This is a genomic window from Janthinobacterium sp. TB1-E2 (assembly GCF_036885605.1).
GTDB lineage: Bacteria > Pseudomonadota > Gammaproteobacteria > Burkholderiales > Burkholderiaceae_D > Janthinobacterium > Janthinobacterium aestuarii.
The window spans coordinates 2,707,383-2,723,222 of the sequence record NZ_CP142523.1 but is presented as its reverse complement, the minus strand read 5'-3'; the positions used below and the strand labels follow the sequence as shown (position 1 = coordinate 2,723,222).

The following is a 15,840-nucleotide window of genomic DNA, read 5'->3' as shown; positions in this document are numbered from 1 at the left end:
GCATCAACCACAGGAGAATCCCATGCAAGCCCTCGTCCTCACCAGCTTTGCCGCCCCTATGAGCATCGCACACCTGCCCGTGCCGCAGCCCGGTCCCGGGCAAGTCCTCGTGCGTATCGCCGCCAGCGGTGTCAATCCGCTCGACACGAAAATCGCGGCCGGCGCCGCCCCGCACGCCCGGCCCAGCCTGCCCGCCATCCTCGGCATCGACGTGGCCGGCACGGTGGAGGCCGTCGGCGATGGCGTGACGACTTTTCACGTTGGCGCAACAGTGTATGGCATGGCGGGCGGCATCGGCGGCATCCAGGGCTCGCTGGCCGAGTACGGCGTCTTTGACGCCGCGCTGCTGGCGCCCGTGCCGCTTGGGCTGAGCATGCGCGAAGCAGCCGCCCTGCCCCTCGTCTTCATCACGGCCTGGGAAGGATTGGTCGATCGTGCCCACGTGAAGGTGGGCGACAGTGTGCTCGTGCATGGTGGCGCGGGCGGCGTGGGCCACATGGCCGTGCAGCTCGCCGTCGCCCTTGGCGCCACGGTGTTTGCCACGGGCAGCGCCGCCAGCCGCGATGCCATCGAAGCGCTGGGCGCCCGTTTCATCGATTACCGGACCAGCACGGTGGACGACTACGTGGCCGAACATACGGGCGGCGCCGGCTTCGACATCGTCTACGACACGGTGGGCGGCGCCACCCTGGACGCCAGCTTCCAGGCGGCACGCCTATACGGCGGCCACGTCGTCAGCTGCCTCGGCTGGGGCACGTTCGCGCTGAGCCCGCTGACGGCGCGCGCGGCAACGTACTCGGGCGTGTTCACCCTGCTGCCCCTGTTGAGCGGTGAGCATCATGCGCGCCATGGCGCCATCCTGCGCGAAGCCAACAAGCTGATCGAGGCGGGCAAGCTGCAGGTGCGGCTCGATCCACGCCGCTTTACCTTGCACACGGCGCACGATGCGCACGCGGCGCAAATCGACGGCAGCGCGCGCGGCAAGCTGGTGGTGGAGGTGCGGGATTGAACGCGGGCTTGTTACTTGCAAGAGGAAACGTTAATATGCAAGAATAAACTTGCATATTAACGGAGCTCTTGATGCGTGAAAAGCTGGAAAAACTGCTGGCGCAGGGGCGCGACAACGCGCTGCTGCGCTTTGGCCTGGGAGATGCCTGCCTGAAAGACCATGACGCCGAACAAGCAGCCCTGCACCTGGCGCAAGCCACCGTGCAGCAGCCCGGCTATTCCGCCGCCTGGAAACTGCTGGGCAAGGCCTTGCACCAGCTGGGCCGGCTGGACGAAGCGCAGGCCGCGTGGACCACCGGCGTGACAGTGGCCCAGCAGCAAGGCGACCTGCAAGCCGTCAAGGAAATGACGGTGTTCGTCAAACGCCTGCACAAACAGCGCCAGGCGGCAGAGTAAAAAACTTAATGCGCGTGCGCCGCGCCCTTGGCGTCGAGAGGCGCAGGCGCGCCCCGCTCTTTCGCCAGGCGCTTGGCCAGCAAGCCGCCCGCTTCGGCCGCATAGGCGCGGCAGGCGCTGGCGTCGATCAGGGGATTGTCCGATCCGCTGCGCCTGGCGGCCTTGCCCAGCACGTCGGTCGTACCCGGATGCACGGGGATGATGATGTCGCATGGCAAGGCAGCCACCTTGGCGATGCTCGCTTCGAACGAGGCCGAAATATCGGGCGTGCCGCCTTTGCCCGCGCCTTTGCCCGTATAACGGAAATCGCCGCTCGCATATGGGTTCAAGCTATCCGCATACACGACGTCCAGGCAGCGCTGGCCTTCGCATGACGTCCACGTCCACGTCGTGCCGCCGGGGGTGTGGCCCGGCGTCATGTGGGCAGTCAGGGTCAACGGTCCAACCTTGACGGTATCGCCCTCACCCACCAGGCTGACCTTGCTTACCTTGGCCACATGCACGACGGGATCGGCCTGGTATTGCGGATCGTCCTTGCCATTGGTGCCGCTTTGCAGCACGGGGGCGGCCGCCGCGCTGGCCATCACGGTGGCGCCGCTGGCCCGCTGCAGCGCGGCAATGCCGCCCGCATGGTCCCAATGCGCGTGGGAATTGAGGATGTATTTCACGTCCTCGATGCGAAAGCCCAGCCCCTTGATGTTTGCGATGATCAACGGCGCCGATTGCGGCAGCGCGCCATCGAGCAGGATATGGCCTTGCGGACTCGTCACCAGCACGGCCGACAGGCCGGCCGTGCCCACATACCAGGTATTGCCAAAGACATTGAACGGCTTGACGGGCGCGTTCCATTCCTTGCAATTGTCGCAATTAACCGGTTTATCCTGCACAGTCGCCGGCGTCTTCGCCTGCCCCGTACCAGCCGCCATGGTCGCAACCGTAGCCAGCATCAACTTCGCCAATAGTGTCATCTTCATCTCCAGAGTGTAAAAAAAGGGCGCCCGCACTGGCGCGCCCGGGGGGGGTATCAATGCATGCGGCCGGTCCTGTCGGCCAGGGTGTCGCGGATGTGTCCCGCGTCGAGCGAGCGGCGCTGTGCGCCATCGGCGTCCAGCAGTACCACGGTGACGTGCTTGCCGCCGCTGCGCATGCGCATGCTCAGGCAGCTGCCCGCCTCGTGGCTGCTGCCCGTCTTGGACAGCACAATGTCCCAGCCCTTGCCACCGACAAGCGGGTTGGTGTTGTGCAAGGTACGTGTCTTGCCATTGACGGCCACGCTCGCTTGCGGGTGGCTGGTGATGCGCGCGATGTCCGGATAGCGCGCGGCGGCCGCGACGATCTTCGCCACCTCGCTGGCCGTGGACGTATTCGCGGGCGAACTGCCGACGGGGTCCAGCAAGGTGGTGTGGCGCAAGCCCAGGCTGCGGATCTTCGCTTGCAAGGCGTCATTAAAAGCCGCGCTGCCGCCCGGATAGGTGCGCGCCAGCGCGGCGGCGGCGCGGTTTTCGGACGGCAGCAGCGCCAGTTGCAACAGCGCGCCGCGCGACACGGCCACGCCATCGGCCAGCAGGCTGTGGCGCTGCAAGGACGCCTCGCCATCGGCGCGCACGATGCGTACCTGCTCATCATGATCCTGCCCCGCGTCGAGCACCACCATGGCCGTCATCAGCTTGGTGATCGAGGCGATGGGCACGACGGCGTCCGCGTCTTTCGCCATCAGCACCTTGCCGCTGGCGTCATCGAACACCAGCATGTGTTTGGCGCTGACGGGCAAGTCCAGCATGCCGGCGGCGGCTTCAGCCAGGGTCGCCCCGCTGACTTCGGGCTTGCCTTGCGTCTGCAGCAGCAAGGTGGCGCAAGCCAGCAGCAATGCGGGCACGGCCATCTTCCAGCTGCCGGTGTCAAGGCCGGGCGCCATCAAGCGTTCTATGCGCGTGAGCAACGCCCCGCCCCGGGCCGACATCAGCAAGCCGGAGTGCTGCGGCGCCGCCGTCTGCAGGGACAAGGCATGCAGCGCCGTGGCCAGCCGCTGCGGATCCTGCAGCGCTTGCGCAGCCAGGGCATCGGCCACCTGTTCGCGCTCGGCCCGCATGCGCGCCGACAGCCACCAGACGACAGGGTGAAAAAACAGCAGTGCCTCGGCCACGCTTTGCAGCAGGTTGACCAGGTAATCCCAGCGCCGCACGTGGGCCAGTTCATGCGCCAGCAGCGCTTCGAGCAAGGCGACGGGCATGCCGCTCAGCAAGGCGGCCGGCAGCAGGATGACGGGGCGCCAAAAGCCTACCGTCACAGGACTGGCCAGGCCCGCATGCAGCTTGAGCGGCGGCCGCCGGTGCAAGCCCATGCGCAGGGCCAGCGCATCGAGGCGCGCCTGCCAGATGGCCGGGGCGGCCACGGCCTGGCGGCGCAGCTTGCCGACCCACGCCAAGCCCAGGCACAGCCGCAAGCTCATCAGGCCGACGCCGGCGCTCCAGGCCAGCACCAGGGCCGGCATCCACGCTTGCAGCGCGGCGCGCCAGGCGGGCGGCGCGTCCACCGGCAGCTGGGCTGGCGATGTGCCGACCAGCAGAGACAGCAGGTGGAGCGAGGGAATACACAGGCACAGCACTAGGGCCAGCGCGCAGACGGCATAGCGCCAGCGCGCGCTGGCGTCGCGCAGCAGCCACAGCAGGACGGCGGAAACGGCGCCGACGATCACGCCCTGCCAGACAAAATACAGCAGCACCCAGCCCAGCGCAGGGACAAGCTTGCCCAACTCAACGCCCAAGCCCATGTCCAGGTTCATGGCGCGCCGCCGTCCTTGCTGCGCAGGATTTTTTCAATTTCCAAGCGTTCCGCGTCGCTCACGTGCTCGCGCAGCGCCGTCAGCACGAGCGCCTTGCCGGAACCGGAAAACACCTTGCCGATCAAGTCCTTGAGCAAGCTGGTCTGTAACTTTTCCTGCGCTTCGACGGCCGCATACAGCTGGGGACGCTGGCTTTCATCGCGGCTCAGCAAGCCCTTGCCATGCATCAGCTGCAATTGGCGCAGCACGGTGGCGTAACTGGCGTCGGCGCGCTCGGCGGCCAGGGCGTCATACACGGCGCGGGCGTCGGACGGACCGCGCTGCCACAAGATGCGCAGCAGGTCCAGTTCGGCGGCCGTGGGATGGGGAGTGGAGGTATTTTTTAACATGCCGCCAGAATACCGATTCTAGAACTCGATGTCTAGAACTTTTTTTCTAGCTCGTGAAAAACTAAAATTCGCGCAAGCGGTCGAACAAGTCCAGCAACGCCGCCTCATCGACGAGCGCCGCCCCCTGCCCGCCCAATTGCTGCCGCAGCTGCACCAGCAGCTCCGCCAGCACCGAGTAGATTTCCTCGCGCTCGACCGTCTCGATGATGCTCGCGCGCTGCTCGATCTTGTTGAATACATCGACATAGGCGGCGACCATCGCCTCCAGCGCGGCGGCAGCCGCCGTCGCGTCCATGGCGGCATCGATGCCGCGCGTCACGGCCAGCATGTTCTTGTAGGCCAGCGCCGCCTTTTTCGCATACGCAGGAGAAATATGTTCGCGGCCATCCCAGTCGCGGAAGGGGTTGAGCAGGTTGTCCGCCAGCCATTCCGGCTTGCGCGCCTTGGTCACCGACAAGTCCAGTCCCAGCGCCGCCGCCCTCTTGTAGCCGGCCTTGATGGCCTTGGCCACATCGGCGGGCAAGCTGGTCAGCCACAAGGCCGATAGCTGCGGCAATTGCGTGGCCGATGGAAACTCCTCCGCCGTGTAACCGAACAGGTCATAGGCGGTGAACATCCGCAGCTGGCTCAGTTGCGCCAGGCTGGCCATGTGCGACGCCAGCCCCGGCTTGCCCCAGATACGCAATGCCGTCAGATGGGGAAATCGCCGCGCCACTTGCGCCAGGTCGACCTCTTTCATGCTGACCAGCGACAGGCCGCCCAGTTGCTCGATGCCGTGGAACGGCGGCAGCGTCTGCGTGCACTGCAGTGTCAGATGGCGGCCATCGGCGCCATCGTCGATGCGCAGCGCCGGCGATGGCGCGCCGCGCAACGCGAGCAGGCTCAAGCCTTTGTTCAAGACCAGGCTGGTAACGCCATCGGGTTGCAGGATCAGCCGGCTCAAGCCGCTGCCGCTGAAATCGAGCGCATGCACCGTCGATGACTGCCACTGCAGCTCATTGATGAAGGGGTTGCCCTGGATAAACTCGATCAAGGCTTGCGTGCCTTCGCAGGTCTCGATCGACATCAGGCAAGGCAGTTGCTCCAGCTCGGATATGTCGCCCAGCGCCTGCAAGACGCTGTCATCGATTTTCGTCGCGTCCTGCCGCAAGACCTGGCCGCCGACGGTTACTTCACGCTCGTCCGACGCGGCCTTGAATTGCTGGCGCCGCAACGGGTCGATGCGCTCCCAGTTGCGCTGGCGCAGCACGCTGTCGCCCACGTTCCAGCCGCTGCGGTAGCTGTTGACTTCCACATCGACCAGCGGCGCGATATTGCCCACGAGGGTATGGCCAGGCGGCACGTTTGCCGTGGCATAGCAGTGGTCGTGGCGATTATTCCAGAAGAAATAGTCGCACAGCAGCGGCCGCATGGCTTGCACGGCCGCCGCATCGGGCAAGGCGTCGCCGGTCCAGTCCAGCTCCAGCACGGCAGCTACGGGCCTGGACGAGGACGCATCCTTGATGCGGGTGACCTGGCAAGCCACATACTGCTGCAGCTCGGACGAAAACACACTGTAAACATCGCCAACATTCGGTAGCACGCAACTTCCTTTCAAAACACCTGACGGTCGAATGTTGAAAGATAGCAAATATGACAGCGCAGCGTCGTCCTGTTCAGTCCGCGTGCAGCTTGTGGTGCATGCGGCGCAGGCCCAGCCAGACGGCGGCCGCCACGAACGGCACCAGGGCACCGACGAGGATTTCCGGATTCACGGGCAGCCCCATCACCTTGGCCGCCTTGCCCGTGTAGCTGAACAGGCCGATCACATAATAGGAAATGGCGGCAACCGACAGGCCTTCCACCGCTTGCTGCAAGCGCAGCTGCTGTGCCGCGCGCGCGTTCATCGATTGCAGGATTTGCCGGTTCTGCAATTCCTGCACGATGCCAACGCGCGTGCGCAGCAAGTCATTCGTGTTGGCAATGCGCTGCGCCATCGCTTCCTGGCGGCTGGCCATCGCTTCGCATGTATTCATGGCCGGCGTCAGGCGGCGGTCCATGAATTCCTCGACCGTCGGGATGCCTTCGATACGCACTTCGCGCAACTCGTCGATGCGCGCCTTGACGAGGCCCATGTAGGCTTTCGAGGCGGAAAAACGGTAGCTATTGTCGAGTGACAGCTTTTCAATGCGGGCGGCCAGGCGCGTGATGCGGTCGAGCAAGCCTTGCTCGGAGACGCCGTCGTCCGTCTTGGCCAGGCCCGGTGCGTCGTCCGTGTCGACCATGGCGGCGGCCAGGGTCGCCAGTTCGTTTTCGATGGCGTTCAGCGATGGCGCCGCCTGCATGGCGTAGGGCAAGCCCAGCAAGGCCATCATGCGGTAGGTTTCGATTTCCAGCACGCGCTGTACCAATCGGCCCGACTGCTGCGAGCGCATGCCCGCGTCGCGGATGACGAAACGGCTGAAACCGTCGGACTGGATCGTGAAATCCGTCCACAACTCTCCGCCCTGCAATACTTTGCTGCCGGCCAGGGTATTGCCCTCGAACACGCGCGACAAGCCCTGCATGAAGATCTCGGCAGGCTCGGTCGCCTGCTCGAGCACCACGTGGGCCGCCACCATCAGCTTGCCCTTCAAGCCCACCAGCCACTGCTGCGGCAATTGCTCCAGCGGCATGCGCTCGAATGCCTTTTCCAGGGGCAAGGCGGCACCAGGATGCTCGGCAAAGGTAAACGTGGCAAATTCCGTGTGGCATTCCCATTTCAGGCGGAAGCGGCCAAAGTCGTAATAAAAATACTTGGCTTCGGTGCTAGGGGGCGTGACGCCGAAATGCGTACACAGGGCCGCCAAGGTGGCGTGCTGGGCCGCCATATTCGACGCACCGGGCGCCGCGCTGTCATCTTTATACACGGCCAGATGGGTGATCAGCTCGGGGGCATCGAGTTGTAAAAACGGCCGCGAGTGGATTTCCGCAGCCAGCGGCACGCGCAAGGCGTGGTTCAAACTGGAGTTAATCAAGTGCATGATAGCCAAAGGTAAAGTTGCAAAACTGCTTAGACCCACGCGGGTGCTGCGCTGCCGCAGCAGGGGTCTGATTGTCACAGTGTAACAAAGCAGGAAGCATGCCTACCTTTTCAAACCCCGCTCATGCCGCTTTGGCAACCCCGGTAGCACCGTGCGCTGCGGTCTGGCGCGTACCCAGCCACCAGAAAAACGCGGCCAGCACCACGGCCGAGGCTTGCCCCAGCGCCAGCTTGAATGCGCTGTCGAACAGCAATGGTGCGACAAAACCGGACACCAGCGCAAACACCAGCATTTGCACGAAGTTTTGCAAGGAGGCGGCCAGGCCCCGCATCTGCGGGAATATGTCGAGCGTCGACATGGTCATGCCCGGCAAGGCCAGCGACATGCCGAACGCATACAGCATCACGGGCACGACGGCGAAAGGGATGCTGGCCGCGAACCAGTGGTTGTAAGCAATATTGAGCGCGCCCGTGGCCGCCATGGCCAGCAAGCCCCAGCGCACCAGCACGGTGCTTTTCACCGCGTGGGCCAGCCTGCCCGACAGCGCAGAACCCAGCACAAGACCGGCCACCATGGGGATGAACATCCAGCCAAACGCCGTTTCCGGCAGGTGCAGCAGTTCCAAAATAAAATGCGGTGCCGACGCGATGTACAGGGCGAAGCCGCCAAAGGCGAAGGCCACGGCCAGCGAACGCAGCAGGAACGCCCGATGGCGCAAGGCCAGCCAGTAATTGCGCGCGATGTTGCCTGGGTGAAAAGATTGGCGTTGCTCGACAGCCAAACTTTCCGGCAAGCCTTTCAGGCAGGCCAGCAACAGCAGCACGGTGACGGAAAAAGTGAACACGAACGTCGATTGCCAGCCGTAGGCCACATGCAGCCAGCCGCCGATAATGGGGGCGATGGCGGGCGCGATGCCGAACACCATCATGATATTGGCCAGCATCTTTTGCGCGGCCGCGCCCGACAGGCTGTCGCGCACGATGGCTTGGCCGATCACCCTGCCCGCCCCGGCCGAGGCGCCCTGCATGCCGCGGAAGAACAGCAGCCAGCCAAAGCTGGGCGCGAACGCGGCACCGATGGAGCCGGCCGCAAAGATCAGCAGGGAAGCGAGGATCACGGGACGGCGGCCAAACGAGTCGGACAAGGTGCCGTAGAACAAGGTCATGAAGGCATAGGCGGCCAGGTAGATGCTCAGGGTCTGCTGCACCAGCACGCTGCTGACGTCGAAATGCGTGCCGATTGCGGGAAACGACGGCAAGAAGGTATCGGTGGCGAACGGGCCCAGCATGGCCAGCCCGGCCAGCACGAGAGTCAGGTTTCTGGTCTTCATGCAAGCTCCTGCGTAACATGCTGGCGGCGCAAGCCGTCGAGGGCCGCCAGCGAAAACGCGGCGACATGCCGGGCGATATCGGCGATGCCCGCTTCGTCATAGGTGATTTCAGGTACCACCAGCTCATGCACGATGCGCGAACGGGCATAGAACACCACCTGCCCAATCACGCTGAACACGCATTTCTGCACCACGTCGTCGGACAGGGCCGGCCCCACTACGCCACGGATCAGGCGAGTGAACAGCGCATGCTGCGGCCGCACATTGCGCTCGGCCAGCTTGTGGATGGCCGCCGTCGGCTCGATCAGTTCGCGCGCCACCAGGCGGCTGAACAGGGATGCGGAACCGGAGCGCAGCATGTCGGAGACGAGCGCCTCGATAGCCAGGCGCAACTGTTCCACGGACGGCAGCTGCGCCTGCGCGCTGGCGGCGGCCACGTCCGCAGCCGAGGCGCGCGCCAGTTCGCGCGCATGGTCGAAGGCAGCCAGATACAGCTCTTCCTTGCCATGAAAATAGTAATTGACCATCGCCACGTTGACGTGGGCCGCCTCGCAGATCCTGCGCACGGACGCGAGCTTGTAGCCCTCATCGGCAAACAGCTGGACCGCCGCTTGCAGGATGCGCGCGCGCGCCGGTTCGCTTTCTCTTTCGTTTCCCTTGTCTTGCGTCATGCCATTCCCATCATTTAAACAGCTGTTTAATATTGTGCGGAATTATATCAAACAACCGTTTAACTTTCAGGCGGGCGCAAAAAAGCCCGGCGCACCGGGCTTCTGGTCAGAATGATGGCGATCAGTGCTTCATCGCCGGCATCGGGGCCGAGGTGGCGCCCAGCGGACGGGCCACGGCATTGACTTCGATGGTTTCACGGCGCTTGTCCTCGCCTTCGACGACGAGGGTCAGCGGAATCTTGTCGCCCGCCTTTACTTGTCCTTTCAGGTCCAGCAGCATGACGTGGTAGCCGCCCGGCTTCAGCTCGACCGCTTTGCCGGCTGGCAAAGCGATTTCCTTGACCTGGCGCATGCGCATCATATTGTCCGCCATGCTCATTTCATGGATTTCCGCCACGCCGGCCACGGACGAGCGAACTTCCAGCAAACGCATCGCTTTCGGCGCCGTGATCTGCATGAAGGCGCCCGTGGCTTTTTGCTGCGGCACGGTGGCGCGCACCCACGGGTCGGTGATCTGCACGGACGTCTGGGCAGCGGCGGAGAAGGACAGCACGGCCAGGGCCGTGGCCAGCAGGGTTTTCAGATGGGTCATGATTATTTCCTCGCGATGGTTATAAGGTGTATTTCGATTTCATCAGGGTCTTGATGTCCTGCACGCACTCGTCGCCCGTCAGCTGGTGTTTCAAGCCCAGGCGCATGCGCCCTTCCGTATCGAGCACATAGCTGATGGCCGTGTGGTCCATCGTGTACGAACTGCCGCTCGGTACACGGCGGTAGAAGACCTTGTAATTGAAGGCCGTCTGCGCCGTGTTCTTCGGGTCTGTGCGCAAGCCGAGGAAGCTGGGGTCGAAGGCGCGCATGTATTCACCCAGCAACTCTGGCGTATCGCGCTCGGGGTCGATGCTGATGAAGATCACTTGCAGCTTATCAGCGTCCGGCCCCAGCTTCTGGCGGATTTCCAGCGCGCGCGACAGGGCTGTCGGGCACACGTCCGGGCATTGCGTGAAGCCAAAGAAGACCATCACATATTTGCCCTTGAAGTCGGCCAGGGTGTACACCTTGCCGTCGGGGCCGCTCAACTTGAAGTCGGGCTTGTAATCGCCTCCCGTCAAGTCAAGACCGTTGTAATGGGGTTTCGGCGCTGGTTCGCAAGCGGCAAGCGTAAGCAATCCCGCCGTGCCGGCGAGAAGGAAAAGACGACGTTTCATGATAATTCCGGCCCGATGGGCGTAGTGGATACAGTTAAGACGTGGAAGGCGTGGCTGGGCGTTCAGGCGGCCAAAGGGGGACCGCGCGGGCTGGCGGCCAGCCACGCGAACGGGACTCGCGGCGCCTGGTAAAACAAGGGTGGATAGTCGTCGTGGCCCGTGATGACAGGCAGCGGCGCTGAAGACGGCGGCGGCAGGCCCACGCTGCCCGCATGGCTGATGCAGAACGGGCAATGCTCGATGTGGTGCAGCACGGAACCGGTGGTGGATGTGGCGGCAGGCGCCAGATCGGCCTGCGTGTAGACGGCGCCGCTGGCCGAGCAGATGTCGACGGCGGCATTGTTCACGTTCGCGTGCTGCGAAGCAAACGCATAGGACAGGGATGGCGACAGCGCATTGAGCAGTATCGCCAGGCAGGCGAACCACATGTGCCACTGTTTGCGCTTCAATAAAGATCCCATGGCCCCGATTATAACGGAGTCTGGCTATCCGGGCGCCTGGCCGCGCAGGAACAGGCTGGGGCGCACGCCGGCCACATCCACGCAGGCGTCGCAAAACGCGGGGATCGAGGCAAAACCGGAGCCTGCCGCCACTTGCGCCAGGTCGCGCTCGCCGTCTTCGCCATCGGCGCCCGCTTGCGCCGCCGTGTGCAGCGCGTGCGCGAGGCGCTGTTCGCGCACCAGGCTCAATAAGGCCTCGCCCTCGGCAAACAGGCGCGCGCGGGCCTTGTGCGGCGTCACTTGCCACAGGGCCGCCAGGCGCGCCGCCGTCCATTTGCCTTGCGGCGTATCAAAGATGTGCTGGGCCAGCGCCTGGCTCCAGCGCTTGCCGCCGCCGTGGCCGCCATCGGGTTCATCATCTTCCAGCGCCAAGGTGAACACGGCCGGCTTGCCCCGCCCCGGCATCACGTCGCAGGCAAAGCGCAAGAAGGCGGGCACGACGAAACTGTCGCCGCTGGCCAGTTTCTTGGTCGTGATTTCATTGTGCAAGGTCACAAAACCCTGGCGCACGGTGACGCGCAGCCGGAGCGGAAAGCGCAAGCCCAGCAAATGCAAGGGATGATCGGAAACAAGGGCCATGCGTCAGGTCAATATGGTGAACGAGCCGCCAGCATGCCACACATCGCGCAAGCAGTCTGTCATCACAGCGACGCTACGCCATAACGGCGCAAGCCGTCGAGGTCGACCACGCGGATCGACTGGTAGGCAATGCTGATGAGTTTCAATTCGGCCAGATGGCCCAGCGCCTGGTTCACACGCTGGCGTGAAATGCCGGTCAGCAAGCCGATTTCTTCCTGCGACAGCTCAAGCACGCTGGAGGTACGCGGATATAGCATGGGATGGAACAGCTGCGCGATGGCTTGCGCCACTTGCGCGTCGACGGCCAGCAGGCGCTGGTTCTGGATGGTGGCGATGAACTGGCCCATGCGTTCGTTCAGCTGGCGGATGACGAAGGCGTTAAAGGAGAGGCTCTCGGCCAGCAGCAGATGAAACAGGTCCACCGGCACGAGAACGATGCTCGACGCGCGCACGGCCACCACGTCGTAGCGGCGCAGTTCGCGCTTGAGCACGCTGCCCTCGCCGCACCAGCCGCCGGCCGGCACGCCGGAAAACGTGGCGCCGCGCCCATCGGTGTTGTAGACAGCCAGCTTGATCAAGCCCGTGTGCACGCCGATCCAGTGCACGGACGGTTCGCCGCGCCGCGTGATGACGGCGCCCGCCTCGTAATGCCGGAGCACGCTGCCGGCGCGCAACAGGGTCTGATGCCGGGGATCGAGGGCCGCGAACCAGTCGTGGCTGTCGAGTTCCGGCATCGCACGTTCTACACTATCGTTGCTATCCATTCCATCCTTCAGACCTGTCACTAAGATGACAGTGATTTTCCAGCACCGGTGCTATGCTAACCGGTATCAATCCCGAAACAGGGAGCTACAAGATTCTTTTACCAGGAGACAAGCATGACAGCTGATTTCAACACCGGCCTCGGCAAAAACAGCGCCAACTACGCCGCCCTCACCCCGCTCGACTATATCGCCAGGGCAGCCGCAGTATATGGCAATCGCCTGGCAATTGCACATGGCGCCGTGCGGCAGACGTGGCAAGAAACGTATGCGCGCACGCGCCGCCTCGCCTCGGGCTTGATCAAGCTGGGCGTGGGCACGGGCGACACGGTGGCCGTAATGCTGCCGAACACGCCCGCCATGGTGGAAGCGAGCTTTGGCGTCCCCATGGCCGGCGCCGTCCTCAATGCCTTGAACATACGCCTCGACCTGGCCTCATTGACCTTCATGCTGCGCCATGGCCAGGCGAAAGTCTTGCTGGCCGACACGGAATTTGCCGAGCTGGCGCGCCAGATGGCGGCACAGATTCCCGGCTTGCGCGTGATCCAGGTCAACGACGTGCTGGGACCGGAGGTGGAAGCATTTGCCGAGCTCGACTATGAAAGCTTGCTGGCCAGCGGCGACCCCGACTACGACTGGCAGCCGCCGGCGGACGAGTGGGACGCCATCGCCCTGAACTACACGTCCGGCACCACGGGCGACCCGAAAGGCGTCGTCTACCACCACCGCGGCGCGGCCTTGAACGCCCTGTCGAACATCCTGGAATGGGACATGCCCAAGCACGCCGTCTACCTGTGGACCTTGCCCATGTTCCACTGCAATGGCTGGTGCTTCCCGTGGACCGTGGCCGCGCGCGCCGGCGTGAACGTCTGCCTGCGCAAGTTCGAACCGAAGCTCGTGTTCGACCTGATGCGCGAATTGCGCATCACCCACTATTGCGCCGCGCCCATCGTGCACGCGGCCCTGGCCAACGCGCCCGCCAACTGGCGCGACGGCATAGCCTGGACCGTGCGCGGCATGGTGGCCGGCGCGCCACCGCCAGCGGCCATGGTGGCGAAGATCGAAGCCATGGGTTTCGACTTGATCCACTCGTATGGCTTGACGGAAGTGTATGGCCCGGCCGCCATCTGCGCGGAACAGGACGAGTGGGCGGCGCTGTCGCAGGAAGAGCGGGCCGTATTGAAATCGCGCCAGGGCGTGCGCTACCACTTGCAAAGCGCCGTCGCCGTGCTCGATCCGGAAACGATGCAGCCTGTGGCGGCCGATGGAGAACAGATCGGCGAGATCATGTTCCGTGGCAATATCTGCATGAAGGGCTATCTGAAAAATGAAAAGGCGACGCTGGAAGCGTTCGCCGGCGGCTGGTTCCACACGGGCGACCTCGGCGTCATGTATCCGGACGGCTATATCAAGCTGAAGGACCGCAGCAAGGACATCATCATTTCCGGCGGAGAAAACATTTCCAGCGTGGAAGTGGAGGACGCTTTGTACCACCATCCGCAAGTACTGGCCGCCGCCGTCATCGCCCAGCCGGACGAGAAATGGGGCGAGACGCCGTGCGCCTTCGTCGAATTGCGCGAAGGCGGCACGGTGACGGAAGCGGAATTGATTGCGTTTTGCAAGAACAACCTGGCCGGTTTCAAGGTGCCGAAAGCCATTTATTTCGGTCCCCTGCCCCGCACGTCGACGGGCAAGATCCAGAAGTTCGAACTGCGCAAGCGCATGCAGTCGGACAAGGCCATCGACGTCTAGGCGTTTAGCTGCCCTTGCCAGTCAGCCACGCCGGCTGCGCCACCACCAGGCGCGAGAAGCTGGCGATGCTGGCCATGGCGGCGAATCCTACCGCCAGGCACAGCGCATACGTCGTGCCCCGGCTGGCCGAGACCGTGAAGCAATACGCGACCAGCGCCGCGCCCGTGGCTTGCCCGATCAGGCGCGACGTGGCCACCACGCCGCTGGCGCCGCCGGCCCGCTCGGGCGGCGCGCTGCCCATGATGGCTTTCAGATTGGGCGCCTGGAAAAAGCCGAAGCCGATGCCGCACAAGGCCATGCGCCAGCCGATGTCAAAGACGCTCGGGTGCGCCGGTATCCACACCAGGGTCAGCAAGCCGCCAGCCAGCGCCGCCAAGCCAATGCCGCCCAGCACGCCCGGCGAATAGCGGTCGCTCAGGCGCCCGGCGACAGGCGCCATCACGGCCACCAGCACGGCCCATGGCGTCATCAGGAAGCCCGTCTCGACGGGCGAACGGCCCAGCGTCACTTCAAAATAGAATGGCAGAGACACAAACGCCAGCCCCTGCGCGGCAAACGTGCAGATGGCCGTCAGCGACGACAGCAGGAATAATGGACGGCGGAACAGATCGATCGGCAGCATCGGTGCAGCGTGCCCCGCCTGGCGGCGCAGCAGCAAGACAAAGAAGACCGCCACGGCCACCAGTTCCGGCAGCAAGGTCGACAGGGCCGCGTGATGGGCCGCATCGCCAAAGAGCAGAATCAGCAAGCCGAAGGCGCCCACGTTGTACAGCGCCGTGCGCGCATCGAGCGTGTGGCCAGACAGTTTTGTCGCCGGCAACATGCGGCTGGCGAGGAAAAAGCCGGCTACGCCCAGCGGCACATTGATGGCAAACAGCCACGGCCACGAGGCCGTCGCCAGGATCAGCGACGCGGCCGTGGGCCCGATGGCGAACGCGACGGCCACCACCAGCGCATTGTTGCCAAACGCGCGGCCCAGCAAATGTTTCGGGTACAGGGCGCGCAGCAGCGCCGTGTTGACGCTCATCATGGCGCTGGCGCCGACGCCTTGAAAAAGCCGCGCCACCACCAGCGACGGCAAGGACCAGGCCAGTGCGCAGGCGAGCGAGGCCAAGGTAAACAGGAACATGCCGGAGATAAACACGCGCCGGTAGCCGGCGATTTCGCCGAGTGCCGAGAACGGCAGCAAGGTCGCCACCATGGCCAGCTGGTACACGTTCACGATCCACACGGAGGCGGCCGGCGTCGTGTGCAGCTCGCTGGCGATGGCCGGCAAGGCCGTATTGGCAATCGCCGTATCGAGCGAAGCCATGCCCACGCCGATGGCCAGCGCCAGCATGGCCCATAAACGGGCGCCGGGCGGCAAGCCGTCCTCGCCCACCATGACGGCTTGCGTGTGCTGCTTCTGCATAAATACACTACCTGTTCATCTTGCTGATCCGGGCAATACACTAGCATGGAT

The 15,840-nt window shown here is 64.2% G+C and carries 16 protein-coding genes; 3 read left to right on the top strand and 13 right to left on the bottom strand.

The annotated features are described in order from the left end of the window. Positions 1-22: 22 nt before the first annotated feature. Both OPV09_RS12390 and OPV09_RS12385 read left to right on the top strand, forming a co-directional pair. Complete coding sequence (locus OPV09_RS12390; RefSeq protein ID WP_338681931.1) at positions 23-1,009, top strand: zinc-dependent alcohol dehydrogenase family protein; 987 nt, start codon at positions 23-25, stop codon at positions 1,007-1,009. A gap of 71 nt (positions 1,010-1,080) precedes the next feature. Continuing rightward, the gene (locus tag OPV09_RS12385) at positions 1,081-1,404 is read left to right on the top strand and encodes a tetratricopeptide repeat protein (RefSeq protein ID WP_338681929.1); all 324 of its coding nucleotides are present in this window, start codon (positions 1,081-1,083) and stop codon (positions 1,402-1,404) included. A gap of 5 nt (positions 1,405-1,409) precedes the next feature. Here OPV09_RS12385 and bla read toward each other — a convergent pair whose 3' ends face one another. The 12 genes from bla to OPV09_RS12325 form a co-directional block, all read right to left on the bottom strand. Then, the gene (gene bla, locus OPV09_RS12380; RefSeq protein ID WP_338681927.1) at positions 1,410-2,372 is read right to left on the bottom strand and encodes a subclass B3 metallo-beta-lactamase; all 963 of its coding nucleotides are present in this window, start codon (positions 2,370-2,372) and stop codon (positions 1,410-1,412) included. Between the two features lie 56 nt (positions 2,373-2,428). Next, complete coding sequence (locus tag OPV09_RS12375; RefSeq protein ID WP_338681925.1) at positions 2,429-4,186, bottom strand: M56 family metallopeptidase; 1,758 nt, start codon at positions 4,184-4,186, stop codon at positions 2,429-2,431. Beyond that, positions 4,183-4,575, bottom strand: a complete 393-nt coding sequence (locus tag OPV09_RS12370; protein ID WP_034757543.1) for a BlaI/MecI/CopY family transcriptional regulator — start codon at positions 4,573-4,575, stop codon at positions 4,183-4,185. Before OPV09_RS12370 ends, OPV09_RS12375 begins: the two co-directional genes overlap by 4 nt. Positions 4,576-4,636: 61 nt before the next feature. After that, entirely contained in the window at positions 4,637-6,157 is a 1,521-nt protein-coding gene (locus OPV09_RS12365) for a hypothetical protein (RefSeq protein ID WP_338682419.1), read from the bottom strand. A 73-nt stretch (positions 6,158-6,230) separates the two neighbouring features. Beyond that, the gene (locus OPV09_RS12360) at positions 6,231-7,577 is read right to left on the bottom strand and encodes a DUF3422 domain-containing protein (protein WP_338681923.1); all 1,347 of its coding nucleotides are present in this window, start codon (positions 7,575-7,577) and stop codon (positions 6,231-6,233) included. A gap of 121 nt (positions 7,578-7,698) precedes the next feature. Further along, positions 7,699-8,907, bottom strand: a complete 1,209-nt coding sequence (locus tag OPV09_RS12355; protein WP_338681921.1) for a multidrug effflux MFS transporter — start codon at positions 8,905-8,907, stop codon at positions 7,699-7,701. Beyond that, positions 8,904-9,578, bottom strand: a complete 675-nt coding sequence (locus OPV09_RS12350) for a CerR family C-terminal domain-containing protein (RefSeq protein ID WP_072454614.1) — start codon at positions 9,576-9,578, stop codon at positions 8,904-8,906. Before OPV09_RS12350 ends, OPV09_RS12355 begins: the two co-directional genes overlap by 4 nt. 121 nt (positions 9,579-9,699) lie before the next feature. Further along, on the bottom strand, positions 9,700-10,170 hold the full coding sequence (locus OPV09_RS12345; protein WP_072454615.1) for a copper chaperone PCu(A)C: 471 nt from the start codon (positions 10,168-10,170) through the stop codon (positions 9,700-9,702). Between the two features lie 19 nt (positions 10,171-10,189). After that, positions 10,190-10,786, bottom strand: coding sequence for an SCO family protein (locus OPV09_RS12340; protein WP_034757529.1), 597 nt, complete (start codon positions 10,784-10,786; stop codon positions 10,190-10,192). 62 nt (positions 10,787-10,848) lie between these two features. After that, the gene (locus OPV09_RS12335) at positions 10,849-11,235 is read right to left on the bottom strand and encodes a DUF2946 domain-containing protein (RefSeq protein WP_338681918.1); all 387 of its coding nucleotides are present in this window, start codon (positions 11,233-11,235) and stop codon (positions 10,849-10,851) included. A gap of 36 nt (positions 11,236-11,271) precedes the next feature. Continuing rightward, positions 11,272-11,865, bottom strand: coding sequence for a hypothetical protein (locus OPV09_RS12330; protein WP_051991869.1), 594 nt, complete (start codon positions 11,863-11,865; stop codon positions 11,272-11,274). Between the two features lie 62 nt (positions 11,866-11,927). Then, positions 11,928-12,629 (bottom strand): Crp/Fnr family transcriptional regulator, encoded by a 702-nt coding sequence (locus OPV09_RS12325; RefSeq protein WP_425324044.1) that lies wholly within the window; start codon positions 12,627-12,629, stop codon positions 11,928-11,930. Between the two features lie 114 nt (positions 12,630-12,743). On the opposite strand from OPV09_RS12325, the gene OPV09_RS12320 reads away from it, so the two are divergent. Then, positions 12,744-14,378: an acyl-CoA synthetase gene (locus tag OPV09_RS12320; RefSeq protein WP_338681914.1), complete on the top strand. Its 1,635-nt coding sequence runs from the start codon at positions 12,744-12,746 to the stop codon at positions 14,376-14,378. Between the two features lie 4 nt (positions 14,379-14,382). On the opposite strand, the gene OPV09_RS12315 is transcribed toward OPV09_RS12320, so the two are convergent. Continuing rightward, on the bottom strand, positions 14,383-15,789 hold the full coding sequence (locus OPV09_RS12315) for an MFS transporter (protein ID WP_338681913.1): 1,407 nt from the start codon (positions 15,787-15,789) through the stop codon (positions 14,383-14,385). Positions 15,790-15,840 lie beyond the last annotated feature (51 nt).